The sequence below is a fragment of the Moraxella catarrhalis genome, from assembly GCF_001632285.1.
GTDB classification, from domain to species: Bacteria; Pseudomonadota; Gammaproteobacteria; order Pseudomonadales; family Moraxellaceae; genus Moraxella; species Moraxella catarrhalis.
The window spans coordinates 1-23230 of record NZ_LWAH01000011.1 but is presented as its reverse complement, the minus strand read 5'-3'; the positions used below and the strand labels follow the sequence as shown (position 1 = coordinate 23230).

The 23230-nt window shown below is 40.5% G+C and carries 21 protein-coding genes, 2 tRNA genes, 1 other RNA gene and 1 pseudogene; 21 read left to right on the top strand and 4 right to left on the bottom strand.

Annotated elements, in window-relative coordinates:
* The first annotated feature begins 33 nt into the window (after positions 1-33).
* From pstC to A4U55_RS01450, 14 genes and pseudogenes are all read left to right on the top strand, one after another.
* Positions 34-996, top strand: coding sequence for a phosphate ABC transporter permease subunit PstC (pstC, locus tag A4U55_RS01515; protein ID WP_003657367.1), 963 nt, complete (start codon positions 34-36; stop codon positions 994-996).
* A 10-nt stretch (positions 997-1006) separates the two neighbouring features.
* Complete coding sequence (gene pstA, locus A4U55_RS01510) at positions 1007-1879, top strand: phosphate ABC transporter permease PstA (RefSeq protein WP_003657368.1); 873 nt, start codon at positions 1007-1009, stop codon at positions 1877-1879.
* A 101-nt stretch (positions 1880-1980) separates the two neighbouring features.
* A complete protein-coding gene (gene pstB / locus A4U55_RS01505) occupies positions 1981-2787 on the top strand; it encodes a phosphate ABC transporter ATP-binding protein PstB (protein WP_003657370.1) in 807 nt (268 codons plus the stop codon).
* Positions 2788-3017: 230 nt separating this feature from the next.
* Entirely contained in the window at positions 3018-3710 is a 693-nt protein-coding gene (gene phoB / locus A4U55_RS01500) for a phosphate regulon transcriptional regulator PhoB (protein WP_003657372.1), read from the top strand.
* Complete coding sequence (gene phoR / locus A4U55_RS01495) at positions 3707-4756, top strand: phosphate regulon sensor histidine kinase PhoR (RefSeq protein WP_003674348.1); 1050 nt, start codon at positions 3707-3709, stop codon at positions 4754-4756. The genes phoB and phoR overlap by 4 nt, the downstream gene beginning before the upstream one ends.
* 12 nt (positions 4757-4768) lie before the next feature.
* Positions 4769-6259, top strand: a complete 1491-nt coding sequence (locus tag A4U55_RS01490) for a Ppx/GppA phosphatase family protein (RefSeq protein ID WP_003657375.1) — start codon at positions 4769-4771, stop codon at positions 6257-6259.
* 148 nt (positions 6260-6407) lie between these two features.
* Positions 6408-6483 (top strand) — tRNA-Gly (locus A4U55_RS01485).
* Between the two features lie 628 nt (positions 6484-7111).
* On the top strand, positions 7112-8218 hold the full coding sequence (locus A4U55_RS01480) for an ABC transporter substrate-binding protein (protein ID WP_003660504.1): 1107 nt from the start codon (positions 7112-7114) through the stop codon (positions 8216-8218).
* 69 nt (positions 8219-8287) lie between these two features.
* Positions 8288-9103 (top strand): alkaline phosphatase family protein, encoded by an 816-nt coding sequence (locus A4U55_RS01475; RefSeq protein ID WP_003657378.1) that lies wholly within the window; start codon positions 8288-8290, stop codon positions 9101-9103.
* Positions 9100-10017, top strand: coding sequence for an ABC transporter permease (locus tag A4U55_RS01470; RefSeq protein WP_003657379.1), 918 nt, complete (start codon positions 9100-9102; stop codon positions 10015-10017). Before A4U55_RS01475 ends, A4U55_RS01470 begins: the two co-directional genes overlap by 4 nt.
* A 15-nt stretch (positions 10018-10032) precedes the next feature.
* The gene (locus A4U55_RS01465; protein ID WP_003657380.1) at positions 10033-10878 is read left to right on the top strand and encodes an ABC transporter permease; all 846 of its coding nucleotides are present in this window, start codon (positions 10033-10035) and stop codon (positions 10876-10878) included.
* Entirely contained in the window at positions 10875-11870 is a 996-nt protein-coding gene (locus A4U55_RS01460; RefSeq protein WP_003660511.1) for an ABC transporter ATP-binding protein, read from the top strand. Before A4U55_RS01465 ends, A4U55_RS01460 begins: the two co-directional genes overlap by 4 nt.
* Positions 11871-11943: 73 nt before the next feature.
* Positions 11944-12645 carry an HAD family hydrolase gene (locus tag A4U55_RS01455; protein WP_003657382.1) on the top strand — a complete coding sequence of 234 codons (702 nt, stop codon included), beginning with the start codon at positions 11944-11946 and terminating at the stop codon, positions 12643-12645.
* 566 nt (positions 12646-13211) lie between these two features.
* A pseudogene (locus tag A4U55_RS01450) lies at positions 13212-14204 on the top strand (LLM class flavin-dependent oxidoreductase).
* Positions 14205-14318: 114 nt separating this feature from the next.
* On the opposite strand, the gene upp reads toward A4U55_RS01450, so the two are convergent.
* On the bottom strand, positions 14319-14966 hold the full coding sequence (gene upp, locus A4U55_RS01445) for a uracil phosphoribosyltransferase (protein ID WP_003657385.1): 648 nt from the start codon (positions 14964-14966) through the stop codon (positions 14319-14321).
* Positions 14967-15145: 179 nt separating this feature from the next.
* On the bottom strand, positions 15146-16168 hold the full coding sequence (locus A4U55_RS01440) for a PTS transporter subunit IIC (RefSeq protein WP_003657386.1): 1023 nt from the start codon (positions 16166-16168) through the stop codon (positions 15146-15148).
* Positions 16169-16433: 265 nt separating this feature from the next.
* On the opposite strand from A4U55_RS01440, the gene ligA reads away from it, so the two are divergent.
* Both ligA and A4U55_RS01430 read left to right on the top strand, forming a co-directional pair.
* The gene (ligA, locus tag A4U55_RS01435; protein ID WP_003673388.1) at positions 16434-18509 is read left to right on the top strand and encodes an NAD-dependent DNA ligase LigA; all 2076 of its coding nucleotides are present in this window, start codon (positions 16434-16436) and stop codon (positions 18507-18509) included.
* A gap of 2 nt (positions 18510-18511) precedes the next feature.
* Entirely contained in the window at positions 18512-19396 is an 885-nt protein-coding gene (locus A4U55_RS01430) for a DMT family transporter (RefSeq protein ID WP_003657390.1), read from the top strand.
* Positions 19397-19431: 35 nt separating this feature from the next.
* Here A4U55_RS01430 and A4U55_RS01425 read toward each other — a convergent pair whose 3' ends face one another.
* Together A4U55_RS01425 and smpB are read right to left on the bottom strand one after the other, a co-directional pair.
* Positions 19432-20076 (bottom strand): hypothetical protein, encoded by a 645-nt coding sequence (locus A4U55_RS01425; RefSeq protein ID WP_003657392.1) that lies wholly within the window; start codon positions 20074-20076, stop codon positions 19432-19434.
* Positions 20077-20116: 40 nt separating this feature from the next.
* The gene (gene smpB, locus A4U55_RS01420; protein ID WP_003660526.1) at positions 20117-20581 is read right to left on the bottom strand and encodes an SsrA-binding protein SmpB; all 465 of its coding nucleotides are present in this window, start codon (positions 20579-20581) and stop codon (positions 20117-20119) included.
* A gap of 280 nt (positions 20582-20861) precedes the next feature.
* Here smpB and nfsA point away from each other — a divergent pair, with 280 nt between their 5' ends.
* The 5 genes from nfsA to A4U55_RS01395 all read left to right on the top strand — a co-directional run bounded on the left by nfsA (position 20862) and on the right by A4U55_RS01395 (position 23128).
* Positions 20862-21644, top strand: coding sequence for an oxygen-insensitive NADPH nitroreductase (gene nfsA / locus A4U55_RS01415; RefSeq protein WP_003657395.1), 783 nt, complete (start codon positions 20862-20864; stop codon positions 21642-21644).
* A gap of 160 nt (positions 21645-21804) precedes the next feature.
* Positions 21805-22299, top strand: coding sequence for a pantetheine-phosphate adenylyltransferase (gene coaD / locus A4U55_RS01410; RefSeq protein WP_003657396.1), 495 nt, complete (start codon positions 21805-21807; stop codon positions 22297-22299).
* Between the two features lie 8 nt (positions 22300-22307).
* Positions 22308-22559 (top strand): YfhL family 4Fe-4S dicluster ferredoxin, encoded by a 252-nt coding sequence (locus A4U55_RS01405; RefSeq protein WP_003657397.1) that lies wholly within the window; start codon positions 22308-22310, stop codon positions 22557-22559.
* 19 nt (positions 22560-22578) lie between these two features.
* An RNA gene (gene rnpB, locus A4U55_RS01400) (RNase P RNA component class A) lies at positions 22579-22917 on the top strand.
* A 134-nt stretch (positions 22918-23051) separates the two neighbouring features.
* A tRNA-Met gene (locus tag A4U55_RS01395) sits at positions 23052-23128 on the top strand.
* Positions 23129-23230 lie beyond the last annotated feature (102 nt).

Here is a 23230-nt window from a genome sequence, read left to right as displayed (position 1 = left end):
CAGCCAATTTAGCAAAATCAGGGGAATTCCCAAATGACCACCCAAAATTCCGCACTCGCCGCCAGACTCAGTCGCCAAAAGCGACTTGATGGCGCTTTTGTTTGGACAACCAAACTGTCTGCACTGCTTGTACTTTTAACTTTAGGCGGTATCATGCTGTCACTAGTCTTTGGTGCAATACCGAGTATTCGCGAATTTGGTTTAAATTTTTATACCAGCAGTAACTGGGATCCAGTCGCTGGTCAGTTCGGTGCGTTGGCACCAATTTATGGCACAATCGTTACCTCCATTATCGCGGTCGTGATTGCCGTGCCAGTCAGTTTTGGTATTGCTGTCTTTTTGACAGAACTTTGCCCAAACTTCCTAAAAAAGCCATTGGGTATCGCCATTGAGCTGCTGGCTGGTATTCCATCGATTATCTATGGTATGTGGGGTTTGTTTGTCTTTGCCCCTTGGTTCGGTGATACCGTGCAGCCATGGCTAATCAATCATTTGGCAGGACTGCCGATCATCGGTCAGATGTTTGTTGGTGCGCCTATTGGTATCGGTCTTTTCACAGCAGGTTTGGTACTTGCCATTATGATCATTCCATTCATCGCTGCGACCATGCGCGATGTGTTTTTGGTGGTGCCTGATTTGCTAAAAGAGTCAGCGTATGGCATGGGTGCGACTACTTGGGAAGTTGTTACCAAAGTTGTGCTGCCTTATACCAAAGCGGGTGTGGTCGGTGGTCTGATTTTGGGCTTGGGTCGTGCGCTTGGTGAGACCATGGCGGTGACTTTCTTGATTGGTAACACCTTTAATATCAATACAAGCCTATTTACTTCTGGGGTATCGATCACCTCAGCCTTGGCTAACGAATTTGCTGAAGCCTCAAGCGAGATGCACTTATCGTCGCTGCTACACTTAGGTTTGATTCTGTTTGTGATTAGTTTTATTGTATTATCAGCCTCTAAGCTTATGCTGATGAAGATCGACAAGCGAGTTGAAAAATAAGGATAATACCATGATTAATGAAAAAGCAAATTTTGCCAATCGCATCCATATACCAAAGTATCATCGCCGCCGTGCGGTGAGCCGCTTTGCGATGGGATTGACCGTTGTTGCGATGACTTTTGGTCTGTTTTGGTTAGCTTGGATTTTGGTGACATTATTTGCCCAAGGTATCCAAGGCTTGATGTCTATGCCAGTGTTTGGTATGGATACACCACCGCCGATGGTCGAAGGTGGTCTGCGTAACGCCATTGTCGGTTCAATCATGATTTCTTTTGCTGGTCTTGCGGTGGGTACACCGATTGGGATTTTAACGGGCGTGTACTTAGCAGAATTTGACCAAGGCGGCTGGCTTGGTCGTGCCACGCGCTTTATGAATGACATTTTGCTGTCAGCACCTTCTATCGTGATTGGTTTATTCGTATTTGCTTTGATGGTTCAAGGTCGCGGATTCTCAGGCTGGGCGGGCGTTGTTGCCTTGGCGGTGATTGTGATTCCTGTGGTGGTGCGTACCACAGAAAGCATGCTGCTACTTGTGCCCAATAACCTGCGCGAAGCAGGCTATGCACTAGGCACACCAAAATATAAATTGGTCAGCCACATTACCCTAAAATCCGCCAAAGCAGGTGTGATTACAGGCGTGCTGCTTGCTTTTGCTCGTATTGCTGGCGAAACTGCGCCGTTACTATTTACCGCGCTAAATAACCAATACTTTAGCACGGATATGTCTCAAGCGATGGCAAACTTACCAAATACCATCTATCAGTTTGCGATGAGTCCGTATGACAACTGGCATGCTTTGGCATGGGCAGCGGCGCTACTGATCACTTTTGCGGTATTACTGTTAAACATCATCGCTCGTGCTTTATCGTCCAAAGCGCATTAAGAGTCAATTGATCTTAGCCAACATAGCCAAAGTGTTTGAACAATTGCCAAATATAAGGAAAACTCAACATGAATACACTTAACCAAAGTCTAAATCCAACCATGAACACAGCGTTTACTAATAGCAATACTGATGACAAAACTCTAAGCCAAACTGCCGCCAAAGTACAAGTGCGTAATCTTGACTTTTATTATGGTGATTATAAGGCGCTCAAAAATATCAATTTAGATATTTTGGATAAAAAAGTTACGGCCTTCATCGGTCCATCAGGCTGTGGTAAATCAACGCTTTTGCGCACGCTAAACCGTATGTATGACCTGTACTCAGGTATGCGTGCAACAGGTGAGATTATCTTGGATAACCAAAATATCTTAGACAGCCGCGTCGATGTTAACTTGCTACGCGCGCGCGTTGGCATGGTGTTTCAAAAGCCAACCCCATTTGCTATGTCAATTTATGATAATGTGGCGTTTGGTGTGAAGTTATATGAAAATTTATCTAAATCTGAGCTTGACGATCGCGTTGAATGGGCACTTCAAAAATCTGCCCTATGGAATGAAGTAAAAGACAAGTTGAAAAAATCAGGTCTATCTTTATCAGGCGGTCAGCAGCAGCGTCTATGTATCGCTCGCAGTGTGGCGACGCGCCCTGAAGTGTTGCTACTTGATGAGCCGACATCAGCACTAGACCCCATATCAACAGGTGCGATCGAAGAGCTGATCCATGATCTAAAACAAGACTATACCATCGCAATCGTAACGCATAACATGCAGCAAGCGGTTCGCTGCTCTGACTTCACCGCTTATATGTATTTGGGCGATATGATTGAGATGGGCGAAACTAGCCAAATCTTCAACAATCCGCAAAATCAAGCAACGGCAGATTATATCGCTGGTCGTCACGGCTGATTGATCAAGCAAGATTCTCTGTCTTGGGCCCAAGCTTTGGTGGGGCGATCAAAGGTGTCGTATTTTGATCGATGTCTTCTTACTTTTATGAATTAATTAAAGTTTGTTAAACGAATTAAGCCATGATTTGTGGCTGTTATCGGACAATATTTATGTTACAATTTAACTCAGCCCTTACCCAAAAGCCTTATTCAATCTACCCAAAAGCCGTTTTAGGGAGTTCGTCATCTATGAATGCAAAAATCTTGGTTGTTGAAGATGAGCCTGCCATCAATGAGCTGATTGCAGGGACTTTAGATTTATCAGATTTTGATGTGGTTCAAGCCTATGACACCCAAGGCGCTTATGTGGCTGTGGTCGACGAAAAACCCGATTTGATTTTATTGGATTGGATGATGCCACATGGAGAGTCTGGGATTGATTTTGCGCGCAGACTCAAGAAAAACCCAGCAACCGCTGACATTCCTATCATTATGCTCACCGCTAAAGGTGAAGAAGATAATAAAGTTTATGGATTAGATGCTGGTGTTGATGATTATATTACCAAGCCTTTTAGTACTCGAGAATTGATCAGCCGAGTCAAGGCAGTGCTTCGTCGCACAGGCATCGACATGGGCAAAGAGCTGATGCAGGCGGGCAATTTATCCATCAACACAGCCAGTCAAAGAGTTATGGCAGGTGGTACTGAGATTACTATGAGTATTACCGAATACCGTCTGCTTTGCTTTTTTGTGACGCACTCAGAGCGAGCCTATACACGTGCTCAGATCCTAGATGCAGTGTGGGGTGGTAATGTTTATATTGATGAGCGTACGATAGATGTACATATTCGCCGTCTGCGTAAGCTGCTGGCACCTTATGGGGCAGATACACTGATTCAAACAGTACGTGGTACAGGTTATCGGTTTTCGGATAAATCATGATGAAATACTCTGCGGTCGATTTTGGTTTATTGGTAGAGAATTTGACCGATGGTATTGTGGTCATGGATATGAGTCGCTTGATAATTGAGTACATCAATCCTGCCGCCAAAAGCTTACTTGCCATCACCTCTAATGATACGCATGCTCCTATCTTGCCAAGTATGATATTTAAAAATAGCGTATTTAAAAAGCTTTATGATATTTATCAAGACCAAAGCTTGCCCAGTTCGTTTTACCAAAATCACCCTACAATTATAGGTAATGTCCTAAATCTAAGCTTGATGCGACTGGTTGATAATCGCTGTGCTGTCATCATCAAAGATTATACACACATGCAGCAGCTTGAGCAGATGCGGACAGACTTTGTGGGTAATGTATCGCATGAATTACGCACGCCTTTGACGGTGATTTTGGGTTATCTTGAAAATTTTACACTAACTGATGATATTAAACCTGCATGGATGCGTGGACTAAAACTCATGCACGAGCAAGCCATTCGCATGAATGACTTAATCAATGATTTACTTATGCTGTCACGCCTTGAAAGTGACGAAACCAAGCCAATGGCTGAGGTCAACATGCCACGCCTGTTGATGCAGGTGTTTGATCAAGCGTCTGCCAGCAATCAAGCTGGGCATCTGATTGATATTCATCTGGACACTGATAAAAATATTTTGGGCATCGAGGCTTATTTGTACAGTGCAATTATTAATTTGGTTTTAAATGCCATCAAATATACACCGTCAGGCGGCATGATTGATATCATCTATGAAGAAGATGATGGCGATGTACATCTGTCGGTGACGGATAATGGTATTGGGATTGGTGGCGAGCATCTTGGGCGGCTGACTGAGCGATTTTATCGGGTAGACAGTGGGCGTAGCCGTGCGACAGGTGGGACGGGGCTTGGACTTGCCATTGTTAAGCATGTGCTAAATAAGCATAACGCCCGCCTAGAAATCAGCTCAGAAGAAGGCGTCGGTTCTATGTTTCGTATCATCTTCCCTAAAATTCAAACCATCTCTACACAGACCTTGTCAACATAAGTGATATAATAGATGCCCCTATCAGATACCGAAAAATTAGCCGCTATCGATATCGGCTCAAATAGTATCCACTTGGCCATCGCTGAACGCCATGGCGATCAGCTCAGACGCATCGCTTCGATGAGCGAAAAAGTACAATTGGCGATGGGACTTGATGAATGCAATCACTTATCATCGGCTGTCATTGATCGTGGTATTGAATGCTTGACACGATTTGCAGGGCGTTTGGGTGATGTGAATAATTCTCGGTTGCGTGTCGTGGCGACCAATACACTAAGGCGTGCTGTCAATAGCCAAGAATTTATCGTGCGTGCTAATGATATTTTACCTGTGCATATTGAGATTATCTCAGGACGAGAAGAGGCACGGCTGATTTATTTGGGTGTATCGCACACTTGCCCAAGTCATCAGCAAAGGTTTGTGGTTGATATTGGTGGCGGCTCAACAGAGCTGATTATCGGCAAAAATCTAAATCCCATACTCACCGAAAGCACGCAAATGGGCGTTGCAGGTTTTACTCAGCAGTTTTTTGGAGATGGCAACATCAACGCACTGTCTTTTGAAAAGGCGATTTATGTCGCCCAAAAAGAAATCATTAAGTATGGCAGCCACTATAAAAAAACTGGTTTTGAGGAAGCTGTAGGATCATCGGGTACGATTAAGACCATCCAACAAGCAATCGCAGGGTTTGGGTTGGGTGATGAGATTACTTTGGCAGGCGTAGAGCAATTAAAATCGTCTTTGATTGCTTGTGGTCATATTGATGCCATCGATATGGCAGGTGTTAAGTCGCACCGCAAAGGCATCTTTCCTGCGGGTGTGGCGATCTTACTTGCGATCATGCGTGTATTTGGGATTCGCCTGCTTAGGTACTGTGATGGCGCGCTCAGAGAAGGCGTGATGTATGACATGTTATCACGCATGGATTTTCATGATGTGCGTGATGACTCGGTGGGGATGCTGATTGATCGATTTGGTGTCGATAAAAAACAAGCCAAGCGTGTCGCCAAGACGGCAGGCTCGCTGTTTAATCAGGTTCATAAACCCTTAGGCTTAGCGATAGAAGGTGAATACATGCTTAGGCGTGCAGCTTTATTACACGAAGTAGGGCTTGCCATTGGGCATAGTAGCTATCATAAGCATTCAAGCTATTTACTCAGGCATGCAGATATGGCGGGGTTTTCTCGTACTGATCAAGAAAAGCTGTCTTTGTTGGTTCGTTATCATCGCCGTACCATTAATGGGGATGATTGCGACCGAATTATCAAAAATGGGGGCAAGAGCTTGGTTTATTTGGCGCTTTTATTACGCTTATCTGTCGTTGCGAATCATGGGCGTTTTGAGATATCCAAACATCAGCTAAAACTTACCATTGATAATCATCACTGGCATGTGACCGTAAAAATCGACCGACCTGAACATCAGGCGTGCGTCATTGATATTCAAGATGAAGCGCATTGGTTTGCCAAATGGGGTATTTGTTTGACGGTATCAAGCGTTTGATGGATCATATTGATAAAATTTTATTATAAATCAGTAAGTTGGCATAAGATTTCAGTTTTTGACAAATAATTGCAAAATTTTTGCAAAAATGGCTTGACGGTATGTATTTTTCGTGTATAATACACATCCATACAGCAAATGATGATCAGCGGGAATAGCTCAGTTGGTAGAGCACGACCTTGCCAAGGTCGGGGTCGCGAGTTCGAATCTCGTTTCCCGCTCCAAATTTTAAAAAGCTCAAATCGAAAGATTTGGGCTTTTTTGTTGTTTAAATCAAGGGGTTGGAAAAATGTCATCTTGTATTACCATTTGACGACTTATAAGTATATGAGTATATACAAATTTCTGTGTGCCTAAATTGGATACCAAATTGTTAAAAATTAACACCAATTATATACGTTGAGATTTATTATAGACTTATTTTTAATCAGCCAAAGATCTATAAAAATAACATCTTTTATTGCCAAAGATGTTATTTTTAAGTTAATGAAATATTAATTAAAAATATCAATATTTGTCTTTAAAATGTTACTATTAGATGCAAAAACTATCTCACTATGCCTGCTTACTCCCATCTATTGTGCTTTTAAGCTTGCAAAATTTATGATCCTCTTTTCTTATGAACTAACTACTATTTTAGCAATATTGATTATTTCTAATTTGGAAGCCCTTTTTGTTTTGAACAGCACATTTTTATTTAGAATTCTTATCTTTTTCTAATTTTAGAAGGATTGATACAATGATTAATCTGTATAAATTTTTCAAATAAATGTCATTATTGCGTAACTAAAATTTAATATGAAAACACTATTCTTTCATTGTCTTAATATTGACTTTACCTAGGATAGTTATATGCAATTCTCCAAATCAATCCCTTTATTTTTTTTATTCTCTATACCCTTTCTCGCTAGCTGTGGTACCAACTCAAAAGATGCAGCCGAACAAGATGATAAAGCAGTCGCAACGCCTCAGCTTTCTGTAGAAGAGCTGATCGAAAAAGCCAAGTCGGAGGGTCGGGTCAACAGCGTGGGTATGCCAAACACATGGGCTAATTGGGAGGAAACTTGGAATGATATTAACACCGAGTTTGGTCTTTCTCACCAAGATACAGATATGAGCTCAGCTCAAGAAATTGCAAAGTTTCTAGCTGAAAAGGAAAATGCCACCGCAGACATTGGAGATGTTGGAGCATCATTTGCCCCTGTTGCAGTTGATAAAGGAGTAACCCAACCTTATAAGCCAAGCACTTGGGATCAAATACCTGAATGGGCAAAGGATAAAGATGGTCATTGGGTAATAGGTTATACAGGGGCAATTGCTTTTATAGCAGATAAGCAAAAAGTTAATAAAATTCCTACCAGTTGGGATGAGTTAAAGAGATCTAAATACAAAGTAACCATTGGCGATGTTTCAACTGCTAGCCAAGCAGTTAATGGTGTTTTGGCAGCAAATTACGCACTTGGTGGTACAGAAGCTGATTTAACCCCCGCTTTAGACTATTTTACCGATTTAGCTAAACAAAAACGTCTTGGCATGGCTGATCCCTCGGTAGCAAATTTAGAAAAAGGCGAGATTGAAGTTGCAGTAGTATGGGACTTTAATGGTTTGAATTATCGAGACCAGATTAATCGCGAACGCTTTGATGTGGTAATCCCTAGCGATGGGTCTGTACAGTCTGGCTATGCCACCATTATCAATAAGTATGCCAAAAATCCTCACGCTGCTATGTTAACGCGAGAGTATATACTCTCAGATAAGGGGCAATTAAATTTGGCTCGTGGATATGCTCGCCCTGTACGTATTGACCATCTTACAATTCCAGAAGACGTGCAATCAAGACTGCTACCTCAAAACCAATATATTAACGCCAGGCCTATTGCTGATGCTAAAGCGTGGGAAGAGAGTTCGGCAAAATTGCCTCAGCAGTGGCAAGAGAGAGTGCTTATACATCAACAATAATTACTGGCGTTGGTTCTGGTAAACTATTATCTGAACACCTAATTCAGCATATGTTAAAAAGTTAAGAAAATGAAAAATACTAATAAGGTTATATTGGTTGTATTAGATGGGTTAAATGCCGATGTTGGTTTAACATGTATGGGCTTTTTGCAGGCTTTGTGTGAACAACACAAAGCCAAAGCTTATAAATTGCAGTGTGAACTACCCTCTTTGTCGCGCCCCTTGTATGAGTGTATTTTAACAGGTGTGCGCCCAACAGATAGCGGCATTTATCACAACCAAATCAATCGTTTGTCTAAAGAAAAAAGTGTTTTCAATTATTGCATTCAATCAAATAAAGTGACAGCCGCCGCCGCTTATTATTGGATTAGTGAATTATATAACCGCAGTCCATTTCAAGCAGCTTTTGATAGACATACTAATGATTCAAGTCTACCTATCCAGTTTGGCCATTTTTATTATGATGATGCTTACCCAGACTCCCATTTATTTGACGATGCAGACCATTTGCGCAAAATCTACCGACCAGATTTTTTACTAGTACATTCTATGAATATAGATGATGCGGGACATAGATTTGGTCTAAATAGTATGCAATATCGCAATGCCGCACGTAGAGCAGATATGCTTTTATCAAATTATATTAATCTTTGGTTGGATGATGGGTATCAAATAATTGTAACCTCGGATCATGGTATGAACAATGATCTATCTCATGGTGGCAATTTAATAGAAGAAAGAGAAGTGCCTTTTTATACTATCGGTGATAGATTTACCAATAAGAATATGGATGAGCCAATTCAACAAACTGAGATTTGTGGAACAATCTGCGCTTTACTTAAGGTGGAGCATGATAAAACGGTTTGTAGGAATTTATTAAAATGATAGCCAAATTCTTTAGGTCTAGGTCTGAGCAAACCACAAATGTGATCTTAGTCAAGTACCCAAATAGTGGATTTGCTGACAATGCCCTGAAAGGTCTTGGAGAGTATTTAGCACTGCTCCCCTTTGTTGTATTGGTAGTAATGTTTATTTTATTGCCCTTAGGTCTAATTATTTTTAATGCTTTTTATAATGAGTATGGTGAGTTTGGTTTTGGGAATTTCTCAAAGATATTTAATAGCGAATTTTATTTACAGGCTTTGGTGCTTTCCTTAAAGATTAGTTTATATAGCAGCTTGATTGGTATTATTATTGGGTTTCAGGGCGCCTATTCTCTATATGCAATCAAAGATTCAGCACTGGGGAGAGCTTTAATTTCTCTAAACACGTTGCTGAGTAACTTTAGCGGTGTTCCTTTGGCATTTGCAATGATGATTATTTTTGGCTCTAGTGGGGTAATTACTTTAATATTATCAAGATTCGGGATAAATGATCTAATAGATATTTATTCATTTAAGGGTATATTATTAAGCTATACATATTTTCAAATTCCTGTAGCTATACTATTACTATTCCCAGCAATTTCTGGCCTGAAAAGAGAATGGCAAGAAAGTGCTGCCTTGTTGGGTGCTAGTACGCGTCAATATTTTTTTAAAGTTGGATTGCCTGTTTTATCACCTGCTATTTTAGGTACGTTTATTATTTTATTTGCTAATGCACTTGGTGCCTATGCAACTGCCTATGCACTTACATCTGGCAGCTTTAATATCTTGCCAATACGTATTGCTGCCATGATTGCAGGAAATTTAACTTTAGAGCCTAATATGGCGGCGGCATTAGCTTTAATATTGGTAGGATTAATGCTGATTATAACTTTTGTTCATCAGTATTTACTTAGCCGCTACAAAATTGACTAAATATGGAAGCTGGTAATGTCTAAGCGTTTATCATATAAAAATGACTATCGGCTAGAAAAAGCCCCATTAAGCATTAAGCAGTATTTTCATCTAATCTTTTTAATTGCCCTGATTTCATTGATGATGATTCCTGTTGTGGCAACAGGCGTTTATGCGGTTTCTGGCGATTGGTCACAGTCCATATTGCCCGAATCATGGACTATAAAGTGGTTGCTTGAAATTTGGACTCAAGAAAGATTTTTGTGGGCCTGTTTTTACTCGCTAGTGCTCTGTATTGGCAGTGCTATATTAAGTATTATTTTAATTTTTCCTGTATTGCTTATTGTACACACTAGCAAACCACAATGGCAACGTTGGATTAATTTTATACTGATACTACCGTTTACCGTTCCACCAATCGTAGCATCAATTAGTATTTTGGATCTATATTCTGGCATACTTGGTAGCAAAATCGGTACAACGTTTATTCTTATTGGTTGTTATTTCACAATTGTACTCCCTTTTGTATACCGATCTTTGGATAATAATTTTAGAGCAATTGGGGTAAAAGATTTGATTGAATCTGCCAATTTGCTAGGTGCATCGACACCACAGATAATTGCTTATATTCTACTACCAAATCTAAAGCCAGGGTTTATAGTGGCCTTCTTTATCTCTATAGCGTTTTTAATAGGTGAATTTGTTTATGTAAACATTTTAATAGGTGGCCATTTTGAAACAATTCAAACTTATTTATTTAACTTAAAAAACCAATCCGGACATTTAAGTAGTGCTGTAGTAATCTCTTATTTTTGTATTCTAATCATTATTACAGCTTTCATAAATGGATTCAGCAATTCGCAAATAATGAGAAAAAAATGAGCTATATTCAAATAAACAATGCACATAAGTCTTTCGGTTCATTGACCGTTATAGATGATTTGAATTTAAATGTAGAAAAGGGTAGTTTAGTTACCTTGCTTGGTCCTTCAGGCTGCGGCAAGTCAACTTTGTTACGTTGTATTGCCGGTCTGGAAACATTGAATCAGGGTTCAATTATATTAAACAATCAAGATATTACCTATTTAAAACCCCAGAAACGCCGTATTGCCATGGTATTTCAAAATTATGCTCTCTTCCCCAACATGACAGTGGCAGATAATGTAGAGTTTGGATTAAAGATTAAAAAAGTCTCTCTTGAAGAAAGACTGACTAAAGTCAAAGACGTGCTTGATTTGGTTGAGTTAACTTCTTTTGCTCAGCAAAAACCAGAATCTTTATCTGGTGGACAAAAACAGCGTGTTGCACTGGCTAGAGCATTAGTTATGGAGCCAGATTTGCTTTTGTTAGATGAGCCATTATCCGCTCTAGATGCCAAACTACGTAAAAGTTTACGCATGCAAATTAAGCGCATTCAAAAAGAATTGGGATTAACTACACTTTTTGTTACTCATGATCAAGATGAAGCTTTAGCGATGTCAGACGAGGTGGTCTTGCTTAATAAGGGCAAGATTGAGCAACATTCCACGCCAGACACACTATATACTCAGCCTAACAATAGGTTTACTGCGGGGTTTATAGGACATTACAATATAGGATATTTTGAATCAGTAAAATCCAAATCTGCCAAGCAACTTTCAATGATGGCAATAAGACCTGAAACTATATTGTTAGATACGGATGATGGAGATATTCCAGGGGTTATTCTTGAAAGAACTTTGACTGGGGGAGTGGTGCGTTACCAAGTCAGAACAGATTATGGTGATATATTTGATGTTGATGTACTGAACCATGGCAAAATTAGCCAATTAAAAGTCAATTGCAAGGTTTTTTTAATAATCAAAGATGAACAAGTGATCAACCTAGATAGTTAATTTTCTACCTTAGGATACAAAACACTAGCTACTAAAATGCATCATTAACCTAAGGATTGCTTCAAGGTATAAAATGATTACTCACAGAGACTCTCAGATAAAAACCCTGGCTTTGTTTGATTTAGACCACACTTTAATTGATGTTGATAGTGATTATATGTGGGGTCAATATATTGTCGAAGAGAAATTGGTGGCAGATGATGATTATGGAATAACCAATCGACAATTTTACGAAAATTATATTGATGGAACACTTGACGCAACTTTATATAATGAATTCGTAGCTCGATTCCTAAGATCCAAAACTATGCCAGTCCTTCTACAGCTGCGTAATAACTTTATTGATAAGAAAATTAAACCTGCTATGCGTCCTAAGGGTATTGTCGCTATAAATAACCACTTAAGATTAGGGCATGAAGTTGTCATAACCTCTGCTACAAATAGTTTTTTAGTGCCTGCAATTGCAGAATTGTTTGGAATACACTCTAAGAATACACTATCCACACCTTTGCAAATCCAAAAAGATCTTTTCACTGGCTTTTTAACCGACAGACCAAACTTTAAAGACGGTAAGCTTTACCATATAAATAAATGGCTTAAAAATATGGAACGAGAGAATTTATATTTTGAAGGTACTTATGCTTACTCAGATTCAAAAAATGATATTCCTTTACTTGAATGGTCTGATAACCCTGTTTGCATCACACCTGATGAAGTTTTAGCCAAGCATGCATTAACAAGAAATTGGCCAATTGAAAACTGGTCTGTCAGATAACAATGTGCTCTCTCAGCTGCAGTTGCTATAAGTAGATAGCAAAACACATAGATTATTTGCAATCTATAATTTCAGCGAAAGCTTGAGGTAATTTAGATCTGCTAAAATATCACCGAATGCGGCCAGTCCCACTGTCACAAATATTGTTTGTACTATTCTACTAAAATTTTGTTCCATTATTATTGAAAGCAAGAAAATCTAATGATATGCATAGCTATCATTAAGATTAATGCCAGATATTGGGGATGTCTTATATTTAGATTTTAAGATACCGATCCAAGAATGATTTGAACAGCCATATATTAGGTTGAAATCGCCTGCTGCATATAATTTTTAAGCAACAAGATCGCATCACTGTTATCGACATGAAAATTTAATTTCCTGCGGTCACAAAGCGATAGTAATTATATTTTATATTTTTGCATATCCATACAATCAAAAGGTAAATTCAAAGCCCAATGCTGCCATTGTGTTTATATATCATCATTTGCCCCCATATATGGATCAGATGTCCAAAACTGTCAAACAGGATTTTGGCGGAACGATCATAAAAAGAAGGTAAAATGATGACTGATTTATCCATTTTAGACTTATCCCCATTTCGTCAGGGCGAAACCTTTGCTCAGGCAGTGGATAATACCGTGGCACTGGCTCAGCATGCCGAAAAATTAGGGCTGAGCCGTTTTTGGATTGCCGAACACCACAATATGCCATATTTGGCAAGCTCTGCGACCAGTCTGCTTATTCAGCGTGTATTGGATAAAACGGCACACATTCGTGTCGGCTCAGGTGGTGTTATGCTGCCCAATCACTCACCTTTTGTGGTAGCAGAGTACTATGGGACATTGGCGAGCCTATATTCTAATCGAGTGGATTTAGGGCTTGGTCGTGCACCTGGTACAGATCCTGAGACTGCACGCGCCATCCGTCGTAATCATGATGATTTTGCGATGAGTTTTCCAAATGATATCAAAGAGTTACAATTTTATTTTGGTGATGATGCAGATAGTAATAAAGTGCGTGCTTATCCTGCCAAAGGTCTAAAAGTGCCGCTTTATATCTTAGGTTCTAGTACCGAAAGTGCGTATTTGGCGGCTCAAATGGGTCTGCCATATGCATTTGCCTCACACTTTGCACCACGCTTTTTAACGCAAGCGGTACAGATTTATCGTAATCACTTTCAGCCATCAGCAGTGCTTGATACGCCTAAGGTCATCGTTGGCGTAAACGCATTTGTTGCAGATACCGATACCGAAGCTGAGTTTTTGGCTAGCACAAGTTTACAGTTTTTCTTAAATATAGTAACAGGTCAGCGTAGCGGTATGAAGCCACCAGCGACAGACATCGCTGCCCATATCCCAGCGCATATTGTACAGATGGCTGATAGTATGATGTCATGTCGCTTGCTTGGTTCTGCTAAGACAGTCGCAGAATAGCTCGAACAATTACAAAGCCAAGTTCAAGCCGATGAACTGATGGCAGTCAGCTATATTTATGATGTCCAAAAACAGCATGATTCTTATGAGCTATTATCTGATATTGTCAAAAATTTTAAATAGCTTTAAATAGATTGGCTTAAATAATTTTTGGTATGCTGAATGAAAATAAATAGCTAAATAAAAATAGGCACTTTTAACCTAAGATAAAAAGTGCCTATTTTCCCAAAGATGGAGTTAACCAATCTGTTTGGTGCCAAAGATTTTATCACCAGCATCACCAAGACCTGGAATGATGTAGCCGTTTTCATTAAGATGACTGTCTAAAGCGGCGGTATAGATTTTGACATCGGGGTGTGCCTTATTGACTAAGCGTACGCCTTCAGGTGCTGCGACCAATACCAATGCTTTGATGTTAGTGCAGCCATGTTTTTTAAGCATATCAATCGTAGCGACCATGCTACCCCCTGTTGCCAACATCGGATCCAAAATTAATGCAGGGCGACGGTCAATATCACTGACAAATTTCTCAAAAAAAGGCACAGGTTCTAGTGTCATTTCATCTCGCTGAAGTCCAACGACAGAGATTTTGGCAGTTGGTAATAGATCAAGTACACCATCAAGCATGCCCAAGCCTGCGCGTAAAATTGGTACAATGGTGACAGTTTTACCTTTAATCTGCTCGCCTGTAATTTCACCACACCAGCCTTGCATGCTAAAGCTTTCAATCTCAAAATCACGGCTCGCTTCGTACGCCATCAGTCGCCCAAGCTCATTGGTTAGCGTGCGAAATTTATAAGTGCTGGTTTCTTTTTCACGCATGAGCGACAGTTTATGACGGACAAGCGGGTGATCAATGACATGAATATTTAAAGAAGTGGTCATAATAGTACCTTAATTGAGAAGATTTGCCACGGTTTAATGATTGAAATGTCTGGCGATACCGTGCATGATAGCAATTTTTTGCCATCATTGCACTGGCTTTTGTCTTGAAAATTTGAGCAAAAACCACTCACAAAACCCTTGATCCACTTGCTAAAATCTTTGGCGATAGCGTGCTTTGGCTATTTATTAAGTAACAGATCGCCTGTTTTAATCCAGCCTTTTTTATCGCATAGCTTGGCAAATATCCAAGTTAATATTGCAGGTAGAATGACATGAAAGCTGATGATAAGTAGCCAAGTCATGGGGCTGATACCCATGGCGTCAAGTGTGCCAATCTGACCGACAAAGCCTGATGTACCCATGCCTGCACCTGAAGGGATATTGACCATACCAAAAATCGCTGTCGCAAAGGGAGCAAGTACAGCACCTGCTAAAGTGGGTGGTAGCCAGATTTTAGGGTTTTTTAGGATATTGGGTACCTGAATCATGCTAGTACCCAGCCCACATGCTATCGCACCACCGATACCATTGTCTCGATAGCTCATCACCGCAAAACCGATCATTTGTGCCGCACAACCGACTGTTGCCGCCCCTGCTGCCAAACCGCCAAGCCCAAGACTGATGGCGATCGCTGCACTTGAGATGGGTAGAGTTAACATCAGTCCCATCGCAATTGCCACAATAATACTCATCACAATCGGCGATAAATCTACCGCCCACATGATCAACTGCCCAAGGCTTATCATCAATTGGTCAATGGCAGGACTGATAAATCCTGCGACCGCCATACCGATAATCAGCGTTGTTGCAGGTGTGACGATGATGTCTAAAGGTGTCATACGGTGGACAAATTTTCCAAACTCTGCACCAATTAATGCTGCTATGAATGCACCGATAGGACCGCCCATCGCCGCCCCTGCAAAGCCTGTTGTGATTGAGGTGAATAACACCAATGGCGGTGCTTTAAGTGCATAGGCCACACCAGCACCAATGGCCGCTCCCATTAGGCTTTGTGCTTGTTTGCCAATCTCAACCAACCATGGTAAATCAAGCCATGTACCCAAATTTTTGATAATCAAACCCAAAATCAGTGATGAAAATAAGCCAAGTGCCATAAAGTTAAGCGCTTCGATACCATAACGCTGCCAAGAGATCACAATATTTTGGCGTTCAAGATGTGCTTTAAAAGAAAATTTGGTCATAAGATGGTCTTAAGTTGATAAAAATCCACGCCTAAAAATTGTTTTGTGGCGTTCATGACAGGTCAGTCAAAACTATTATTATAATTCAAAATTTATGCCAAAGTGATGAAAATTTGATCGAGTATGGTGCGGTTGGTTGATTATTTTTGGCTGAATTTTTTGAGAGATTTTTAAGTATTTACTATCATTGAAATACTCAAAAAGCGATAAAATTTCTGCTAAAATAGGACGCTTAAGCTTAACGCATCATACCCAAAGTAGATTTATGAATACCCAAACTTCTTTTTTTAATGATACCTCTAAAAATAATCCTAGCAAAGCCAATGATCAAATTATCGCTCAAATGCGTGCCTTAATTAAGCTGCTAAAGCGTCACAATCATGCGTATTATGTGATGGATGCACCAACGATTTCAGATGGTGAATATGATGGTCTGCGTCGCACATTAATGATGCTTGAGCAGCAGCATCCCAATTTGATACAACCTGATAGCCCGATTAATACGGTCGGTGGTGAGCCGCTGCCTTTTTTTACGCAAGTGGCTCATGAAGTGCCGATGCTATCACTGGGCAATGTATTTAATGCTGATGATTTGTCAGGGTTTTTGCGTCGTGCCAATGAGCGATTGGGTATCGCCATTGATGAGTATGAAATGGAACTAAAACTTGATGGCTTGGCGGTATCATTAAAGTATCAAAATGGTCAATTCGCCCAAGCTGTCACTCGAGGCGATGGGCAGGTGGGCGAGGATATCACGCATAATGTCAGAACCATTCGTAATTTACCACTGACTTTGACAGGATGTGAGCAAATCAAACAGCTTGAGATTCGAGGTGAGGTGTTGATGCCCAAAGCAGGTTTTGAAAAATTAAATCGTGAAAGCATCGCACAAGGGATCAAGACTTTTGCCAATCCTCGCAATGCTGCTGCAGGTTCGCTAAGGCAGTTAAATGCTGCCATCGCCGCCGCGCGTCCGTTGGCATTTTTTGGATACTCAGTGAATGATGGATTGCCTGATGGTATCACCACGCAGTCAGGTGCAATGCAGTGGCTTGGTCAGCTTGGGTTTGAGATAGCACCTTTTAAGGTTGCCAAGAGTCTTGATGAGATTCAAGCATTTTATGCCCATGTCATCAAAACTCGTAGCCAGCTACCGTTTGAAATCGATGGTTTGGTGATTAAGGTGAATGATCTAAATTTACAGGCACGGTTAGGGTTCTTAAGCCGTGAACCACGCTGGGCAACAGCTTACAAATTTCCCGCCGAAACTGTGCCCACACGACTCATAGATGTAGAGTGGCAAGTAGGGCGTACAGGGACTTTGACACCTGTGGGCAGACTTGAGCCGATAACTGTGGGCGGTGTTACGGTCAGTAATGTGACTTTGCATAATTTTGGTGAGATTGAGCGTCTTGGGGTGATGGTTGGAGATGTGGTCAATGTGCATCGAGCAGGTGATGTCATTCCTAAGGTATCTGGCGTTATTGGTGAGCTACGCCCTACCGATGCCAAACCTATCCTCCTGCCAACGGTTTGCCCAGTTTGTCAATCACCGATTAGCTTACCAGAAGGTGAGGCGTTGGCAAGATGTACTGGTGGGCTATACTGTGCCGCACAGCAGCAAGAAGCATTGATTCATTTTGTCTCTCGCCGTGCCATGGATATTGATGGTTTGGGCAGTCAGTGGCTGATTAAGTTTTTTGAAATGGGGCTTGTTCAGACGGTGGCAGATATTTACAAACTCCACAAGCAGGCTGAGTATTTAATAACGCTAGAGGGTATGGGTGATAAATCAGTCACCAAAATGCTATCGGCTATTGAAAAATCAAAACAGACCACCTTACCTCGTTTTATTTTTGCTTTGGGGATTCGTGGTGTTGGCGAAAGTACAGCATTGTCATTGGCGCAGCAGTTTGGGGAATTACAGTCGATCATTGAGGCAGATTTACAAGCACTACAAGCTGTACCTGATATTGGTGAGATAACTGCCCAATCAATTTATGATTTTTTTCGGGCATCGCATAATATTGAGGTTGTGCAGGCACTGATTGAGGCTGGTGTTTCTTGGCAAGCAATGGATACGCCTGACAAATCATCATTGCCATTGACTGGAGAGACTTGGGTGGTGACTGGTACTTTAGGCAGTATGGGGCGTGATGAAGCCAAAGATAAGCTCATTGCCTTGGGTGCAAAAGTTGCTGGTAGTGTTTCAGCAAAGACCACACGGCTACTTGCTGGTGAAAAAGCAGGTAGTAAGCTTGAAAAAGCCCAAAAACTTGGCGTTACAGTCGTTTTAGAAGATGAATTTTTGGCACTGATTGCTTTATATAATCAGGTATAAAAATGCGTTGGATAAATAACCCCCAAACTCTGTCTATCCTTGGGCTTTTAATTGGGTGTATCCTGTTTGGCATGGGCAGCTTAATTGTGGCGTATGTCGATGTTGGTGCCTATGCAATGTCATTTTGGAGATTGGCAATTTCATCGGTAGTTTTTGTGCTGCTTGCACGGCTATTTCGCCAAAAGTTTCCCCAATCAAGATCTGCTTTGATTTATGCGTTACTTGCAGGTGCAGCGCTTGGACTTGATTTGGCACTATGGCATGAGAGCATTCATGCAGTAGGTCCTGGCATTTCCACATTGCTAAATAGTTTACAAATTTTCTTTTTAACCTTCATTGGGTTTTATTTTTTTGCTGAGCATCAAAAACTGATACAGCTTGTTAGTCTAATACTGGCGGTTATGGGTGTGGTGCTAATTGCCAGCCCTGAGTTTGGGCATAATATGCAGGCAGGTTGGGGCTTTATCACAGGTATTATTTCAGGTGCTTGCCTTGCAATTTCTTTGACTTGGGTTCGGCAAGTGCATTATCATGAACCAACACCACTATTTAGCTTGATGGCTTTGGTGGGTTTGGGCGGTGCGATCGTGATGTTGCCTTTGATGCTATGGCTGGATCAAGATCACATTTTACCTAAAACACCACATGAACTTGGCTGGATATTGGTCTATGGCACAGTCATGCAGTGCTTGGCATTTGGTGCGATTACTTTTAGTATCCCACGCCTAAGCTTGGCGGTGACAGGGCTTTTATTATTATCAGAGCCTGTGGCGGCATTGGTGCTGGATTATTTTTGGTTAAATAAAACCATCACTTTAATACAGTGGCTAGGTGCAATACTGACCATGTTCGCCATTTATTTGGGTTCAGTCAAGGTTAGACACTGATTTAATTATTATAAAACCTTTGGTAATTCATCGGTTTATTGGGAGTTTTGAGCTGATACAATCTCAATGGGCAGCTCCAAGCCCTCAGCAAATTTATCAGAGATAATATAGCTGTGCCGCTCATTGACAATATTGGGCGTTACTTGAATGATTAGTGCAGGGTTGCTGCCATCACGGAATTGATGAGCGATATATCGATTACCAAGCTGATCAACAATTTTACCAAGTACTTCAGGGCTTGCCATAGATAATGCCATGGAATGTTGTGCTTGTTTGGCACTGATATTAAAGGCATTGGCATAATTCATCACAGGTTCACTATCAATTAAAAAAGGATAGTTAAAATCTTGTAAGTTGGCTTTCTTGGTTTTAGTATCAATATAAGACCAATTAAGCTTAGCTTTACCATCAGCGGTAGTGATCAGTTGAGGGCTTTGTATCTCTTGAGTGTCACTTGTGTCAAGTTCATTGAATAAACTTTCAAACTCATGAGCGTTTTGGCGTGCATTTTTTGGGTCATCGCTTAACGCAGTATTTGTTTTGGCGTGATCGCTGATGGGTTGTAGATTTTGCTCAACAGTATTATCTTGACAGCCAATTAAAATGACAGCCGTCAGAAAGATGAATGGTTTTATGCGTGATATTGTGATCATATCAATCATCCAAATAGATTTTTGCATCAAATTGACCAAATTTTAAGTAGTTTGGTTTGTCTAAAGATTACAGCTGATTTTTAAAGCCTCGCTGCTTATCGCGTGCAAAATCTCGTTCTTTGAGCGTTGCTCTTTTATCATGCAGTTTTTTACCCTTTGCCAAAGCAATTTCACATTTCACCCGACCATGTTTCCAATAACAAGATAAGGCAACCACGGCATAACCTTTTTGATTGACCATGCCATAAAGCTTATCAATTTCACGCCGATTGAGTAACAGCTTGCGTGTGCGGATATTATCTGGATTAATGTGTGTTGAGCTGGTTAATAGTGGCTGAATATGTGCACCAAATAAAAATGCTTCATTATTTTTAAAAATGACATAGCTTTCGGTGATTGACATTTTACCTGCACGAATCGATTTTACCTCCCAGCCTTCAAGCACTAAACCTGCCTCATAGGTTTCTTCGATGAAATATTCATGTCGTGCTTTTTTATTGGCACAAATTTGATTACTTGGTTTTTTTGCCATAATTTGTCCTTGCTTCTATTATTTTTACGATTGCCAAAGCAATGTCTTGGTTTGGGCATAGTATAACAAAAATTATTCAGTTATTCATCTGACATCAATTATAGTTAGTTTAACTAAATTTTATGAGTGATTATTTTAAAATATAACATACCCAAGCTAACGGATTGTACAAGATTTAAATAATTTGCTAATATACAAAGTTTAAGATGAATGCATGCATGATGGACAGCTAAGATTTAACCATTTCAACTAAGATTTTGATGAATTTTAAGGAAAAAATATGCTAAATAGTCAACCCACCCTAAAAACATTGCTTGAACATCGCTCAATTCGTAAATATACAGGTGAGCCGATTGATGACAAAGTGTTGACAGCAATACTAGAAGCAGGGCGTGCAGTTTCAACCTCAAGCTTTTTACAGGCTGCCAGTATCATTCGTGTGGTGGATAAAAATAAGCGTACCCAGTTACGCCAAATTTCATGCGATATGAGCGAAGAAGAATACCAAAAAGCACTTGCTGATGGCAAGCGTTTGGGTCATGCTTATGTTGAGGATTGTGCTGAATATTTAGTTTTTTGTATGGATAGTTACCGCCATAATCAGCTTGCTAAGGTGCAGACAGATTGGACGGAGGTCATGATCATCGGAGCGATTGATGCAGCATTAATGGCACAAAATATTCTAGCAGCTGCAGAGAGTTTGGGGCTTGGTGGCGTGTATATTGGTAGTTTGCGTAATGACATTCGCCGTGCAGGTGAGATTTTAGGTTTGCCAAAGCATGTTGTACCTTTATTTGGGCTTTGCTTGGGGCATCCAGATATGTCCTCTAAAATTAATCAATCTCAGCGTCCACGCTTACCACTGGATGTGTTGGTTTCAACCGATACTTATCAAATACCAGATGAAAGTACGCTGACCAAATATAATGAGGTGGTGCGTGAATATTATCAAGGACGCAGATTGGATTTGGATTGGGCGGCACAAATCACTGCAACCTTTGGCGATGAAGTGCGTCCATTTATGCTCAACTACTTGCAAGATCAAGGCTTTGCCAAACGATGATTGACCAAATTTATCACACTTTTGATGATTTATGGTTTAATCAATAAAGGTGGATAAGTTCTGCCTTTATATTTTTATATTTAAAAATCAACCATATTTAAAAGTCAACAAAATTTTGTTACTATAGACATTTTGTTTTGTAATCAAAAGGCGTATCGCCATGACAACCACTCCTAGAAAAGTTCTTTATCCGGGTACTTTTGATCCCATAACCAATGGGCACATTGATTTGGTGACTCGTGCGCTTAAGTTATTTGACGAGGTAGTCATTGCCGTGGCATTTGCACATCATAAAAAGCCAATATTTGATTTTGATGAGCGTGTGGCATTGGTGGAGCAATATTTTGGGAACAATCCTAAAGTGTCGGTGGTGGGTTTTGAGGGGTTGTTGGTTGAATTTGCCAAAGAGCAAGGTGTAAGTGCGGTACTCCGAGGTTTGCGTGCAGTCAGTGATTTTGAGTATGAATTTGGGCTTGCCAATATGAATCGAAGTTTGGATGATGATTTTGAAGCAGTTTTTTTAACGCCATCTCAGGAGTACTCATTTATTTCATCAACTTTGGTGCGTGAGGTTGCAAAACTTGGTGGTGATGTTAGTAAATTTGTTCCTGAATCTGTATTAATAGCATTTGAGCAAAAATTTAATATAAAATAGGCAGTATTATGGCATTAAAAATCACCGAAGAATGTATTAACTGCGATGTTTGCGAACCAGTTTGCCCTAATGAAGCCATCTCTGCAGGCGATGATATTTATGTGATCAATCCAGCCTTATGTACCGAATGCGTTGGGCATTACGACACACCGCAGTGTGTGGATATTTGTCCTGTAGACTGCATTCCTAAAGACCCAAAATTTCCAGAGACCGAAGATGAGCTGCTGGTAAAATATCAAAAACTTACCTCTGATTTATAAAATGTGTTATAATGATAACTTGGCAGACTAGACAATCGCTGGCACAATTGTGCGGGAGGAAAGTCCGGGCTACATAGGGCAATGTGCTAGCTAACAGCTAGGGGGCGAAAGCCTACGACCAGTGCAGCAGAGAATAGACCGCCTATTAAATAGGTAAGGGTGAAACGGTGGGGTAAGAGCCCACCGCGTGACTGGCGACAGCTCACGGCAAGGTAAACTCCACATGTAGCAAGACCAAATAGGAACTCAATGGGTTGCCCGCTCAGAGTTCGGGTAGGTTGCTTGAGCATATCAGCAATGATATGCCTAGATGAATGATTGTCCACGACAGAACTCGGCTTATCGGTCTGCCTTTACTTTTCTAATATTTGCATGATTATTTGATTTTATATGATCATTAGCTTTTGCTATGATTGATTGATAAAATTTTAAAATTTTTTGATTTTATCGTTGACAAGCCAAAACTTTATGCTATAATTTGCGACCTGTAACGGCGATGTAGCTCAGCTGGTTAGAGCGCACGACTCATAATCGTGAGGTCAAGAGTTCAAGTCTCTTCATCGCCACCAAATATATTATAAAAATTAATGCTTGACATATAATTTTAATGAGTTATAATATTATCCTTACTCTAGCGAGTAAGAATTTTTCTAAAATTTAAAGTTTTAGAA

Coding starts and splice junctions, on each gene's coding strand:
- A4U55_RS01480 (WP_003660504.1), top strand. CDS start 7,112: ATGCAATTCTCCAAATCAATCCCTTTATTTTTTTTATTCTCTATACCC.
- A4U55_RS01455 (WP_003657382.1), top strand. CDS start 11,944: ATGATTACTCACAGAGACTCTCAGATAAAAACCCTGGCTTTGTTTGAT.
- phoR (WP_003674348.1), top strand. CDS start 3,707: ATGATGAAATACTCTGCGGTCGATTTTGGTTTATTGGTAGAGAATTTG.
- A4U55_RS01405 (WP_003657397.1), top strand. CDS start 22,308: ATGGCATTAAAAATCACCGAAGAATGTATTAACTGCGATGTTTGCGAA.
- A4U55_RS01465 (WP_003657380.1), top strand. CDS start 10,033: ATGTCTAAGCGTTTATCATATAAAAATGACTATCGGCTAGAAAAAGCC.
- A4U55_RS01425 (WP_003657392.1), bottom strand. CDS start 20,076: ATGCAAAAATCTATTTGGATGATTGATATGATCACAATATCACGCATA.
- pstB (WP_003657370.1), top strand. CDS start 1,981: ATGAACACAGCGTTTACTAATAGCAATACTGATGACAAAACTCTAAGC.
- pstA (WP_003657368.1), top strand. CDS start 1,007: ATGATTAATGAAAAAGCAAATTTTGCCAATCGCATCCATATACCAAAG.
- A4U55_RS01490 (WP_003657375.1), top strand. CDS start 4,769: ATGCCCCTATCAGATACCGAAAAATTAGCCGCTATCGATATCGGCTCA.
- upp (WP_003657385.1), bottom strand. CDS start 14,966: ATGACCACTTCTTTAAATATTCATGTCATTGATCACCCGCTTGTCCGT.
- nfsA (WP_003657395.1), top strand. CDS start 20,862: ATGCTAAATAGTCAACCCACCCTAAAAACATTGCTTGAACATCGCTCA.
- A4U55_RS01440 (WP_003657386.1), bottom strand. CDS start 16,168: ATGACCAAATTTTCTTTTAAAGCACATCTTGAACGCCAAAATATTGTG.
- pstC (WP_003657367.1), top strand. CDS start 34: ATGACCACCCAAAATTCCGCACTCGCCGCCAGACTCAGTCGCCAAAAG.
- phoB (WP_003657372.1), top strand. CDS start 3,018: ATGAATGCAAAAATCTTGGTTGTTGAAGATGAGCCTGCCATCAATGAG.
- A4U55_RS01475 (WP_003657378.1), top strand. CDS start 8,288: ATGAAAAATACTAATAAGGTTATATTGGTTGTATTAGATGGGTTAAAT.
- A4U55_RS01470 (WP_003657379.1), top strand. CDS start 9,100: ATGATAGCCAAATTCTTTAGGTCTAGGTCTGAGCAAACCACAAATGTG.
- coaD (WP_003657396.1), top strand. CDS start 21,805: ATGACAACCACTCCTAGAAAAGTTCTTTATCCGGGTACTTTTGATCCC.
- ligA (WP_003673388.1), top strand. CDS start 16,434: ATGAATACCCAAACTTCTTTTTTTAATGATACCTCTAAAAATAATCCT.
- A4U55_RS01460 (WP_003660511.1), top strand. CDS start 10,875: ATGAGCTATATTCAAATAAACAATGCACATAAGTCTTTCGGTTCATTG.
- smpB (WP_003660526.1), bottom strand. CDS start 20,581: ATGGCAAAAAAACCAAGTAATCAAATTTGTGCCAATAAAAAAGCACGA.
- A4U55_RS01430 (WP_003657390.1), top strand. CDS start 18,512: ATGCGTTGGATAAATAACCCCCAAACTCTGTCTATCCTTGGGCTTTTA.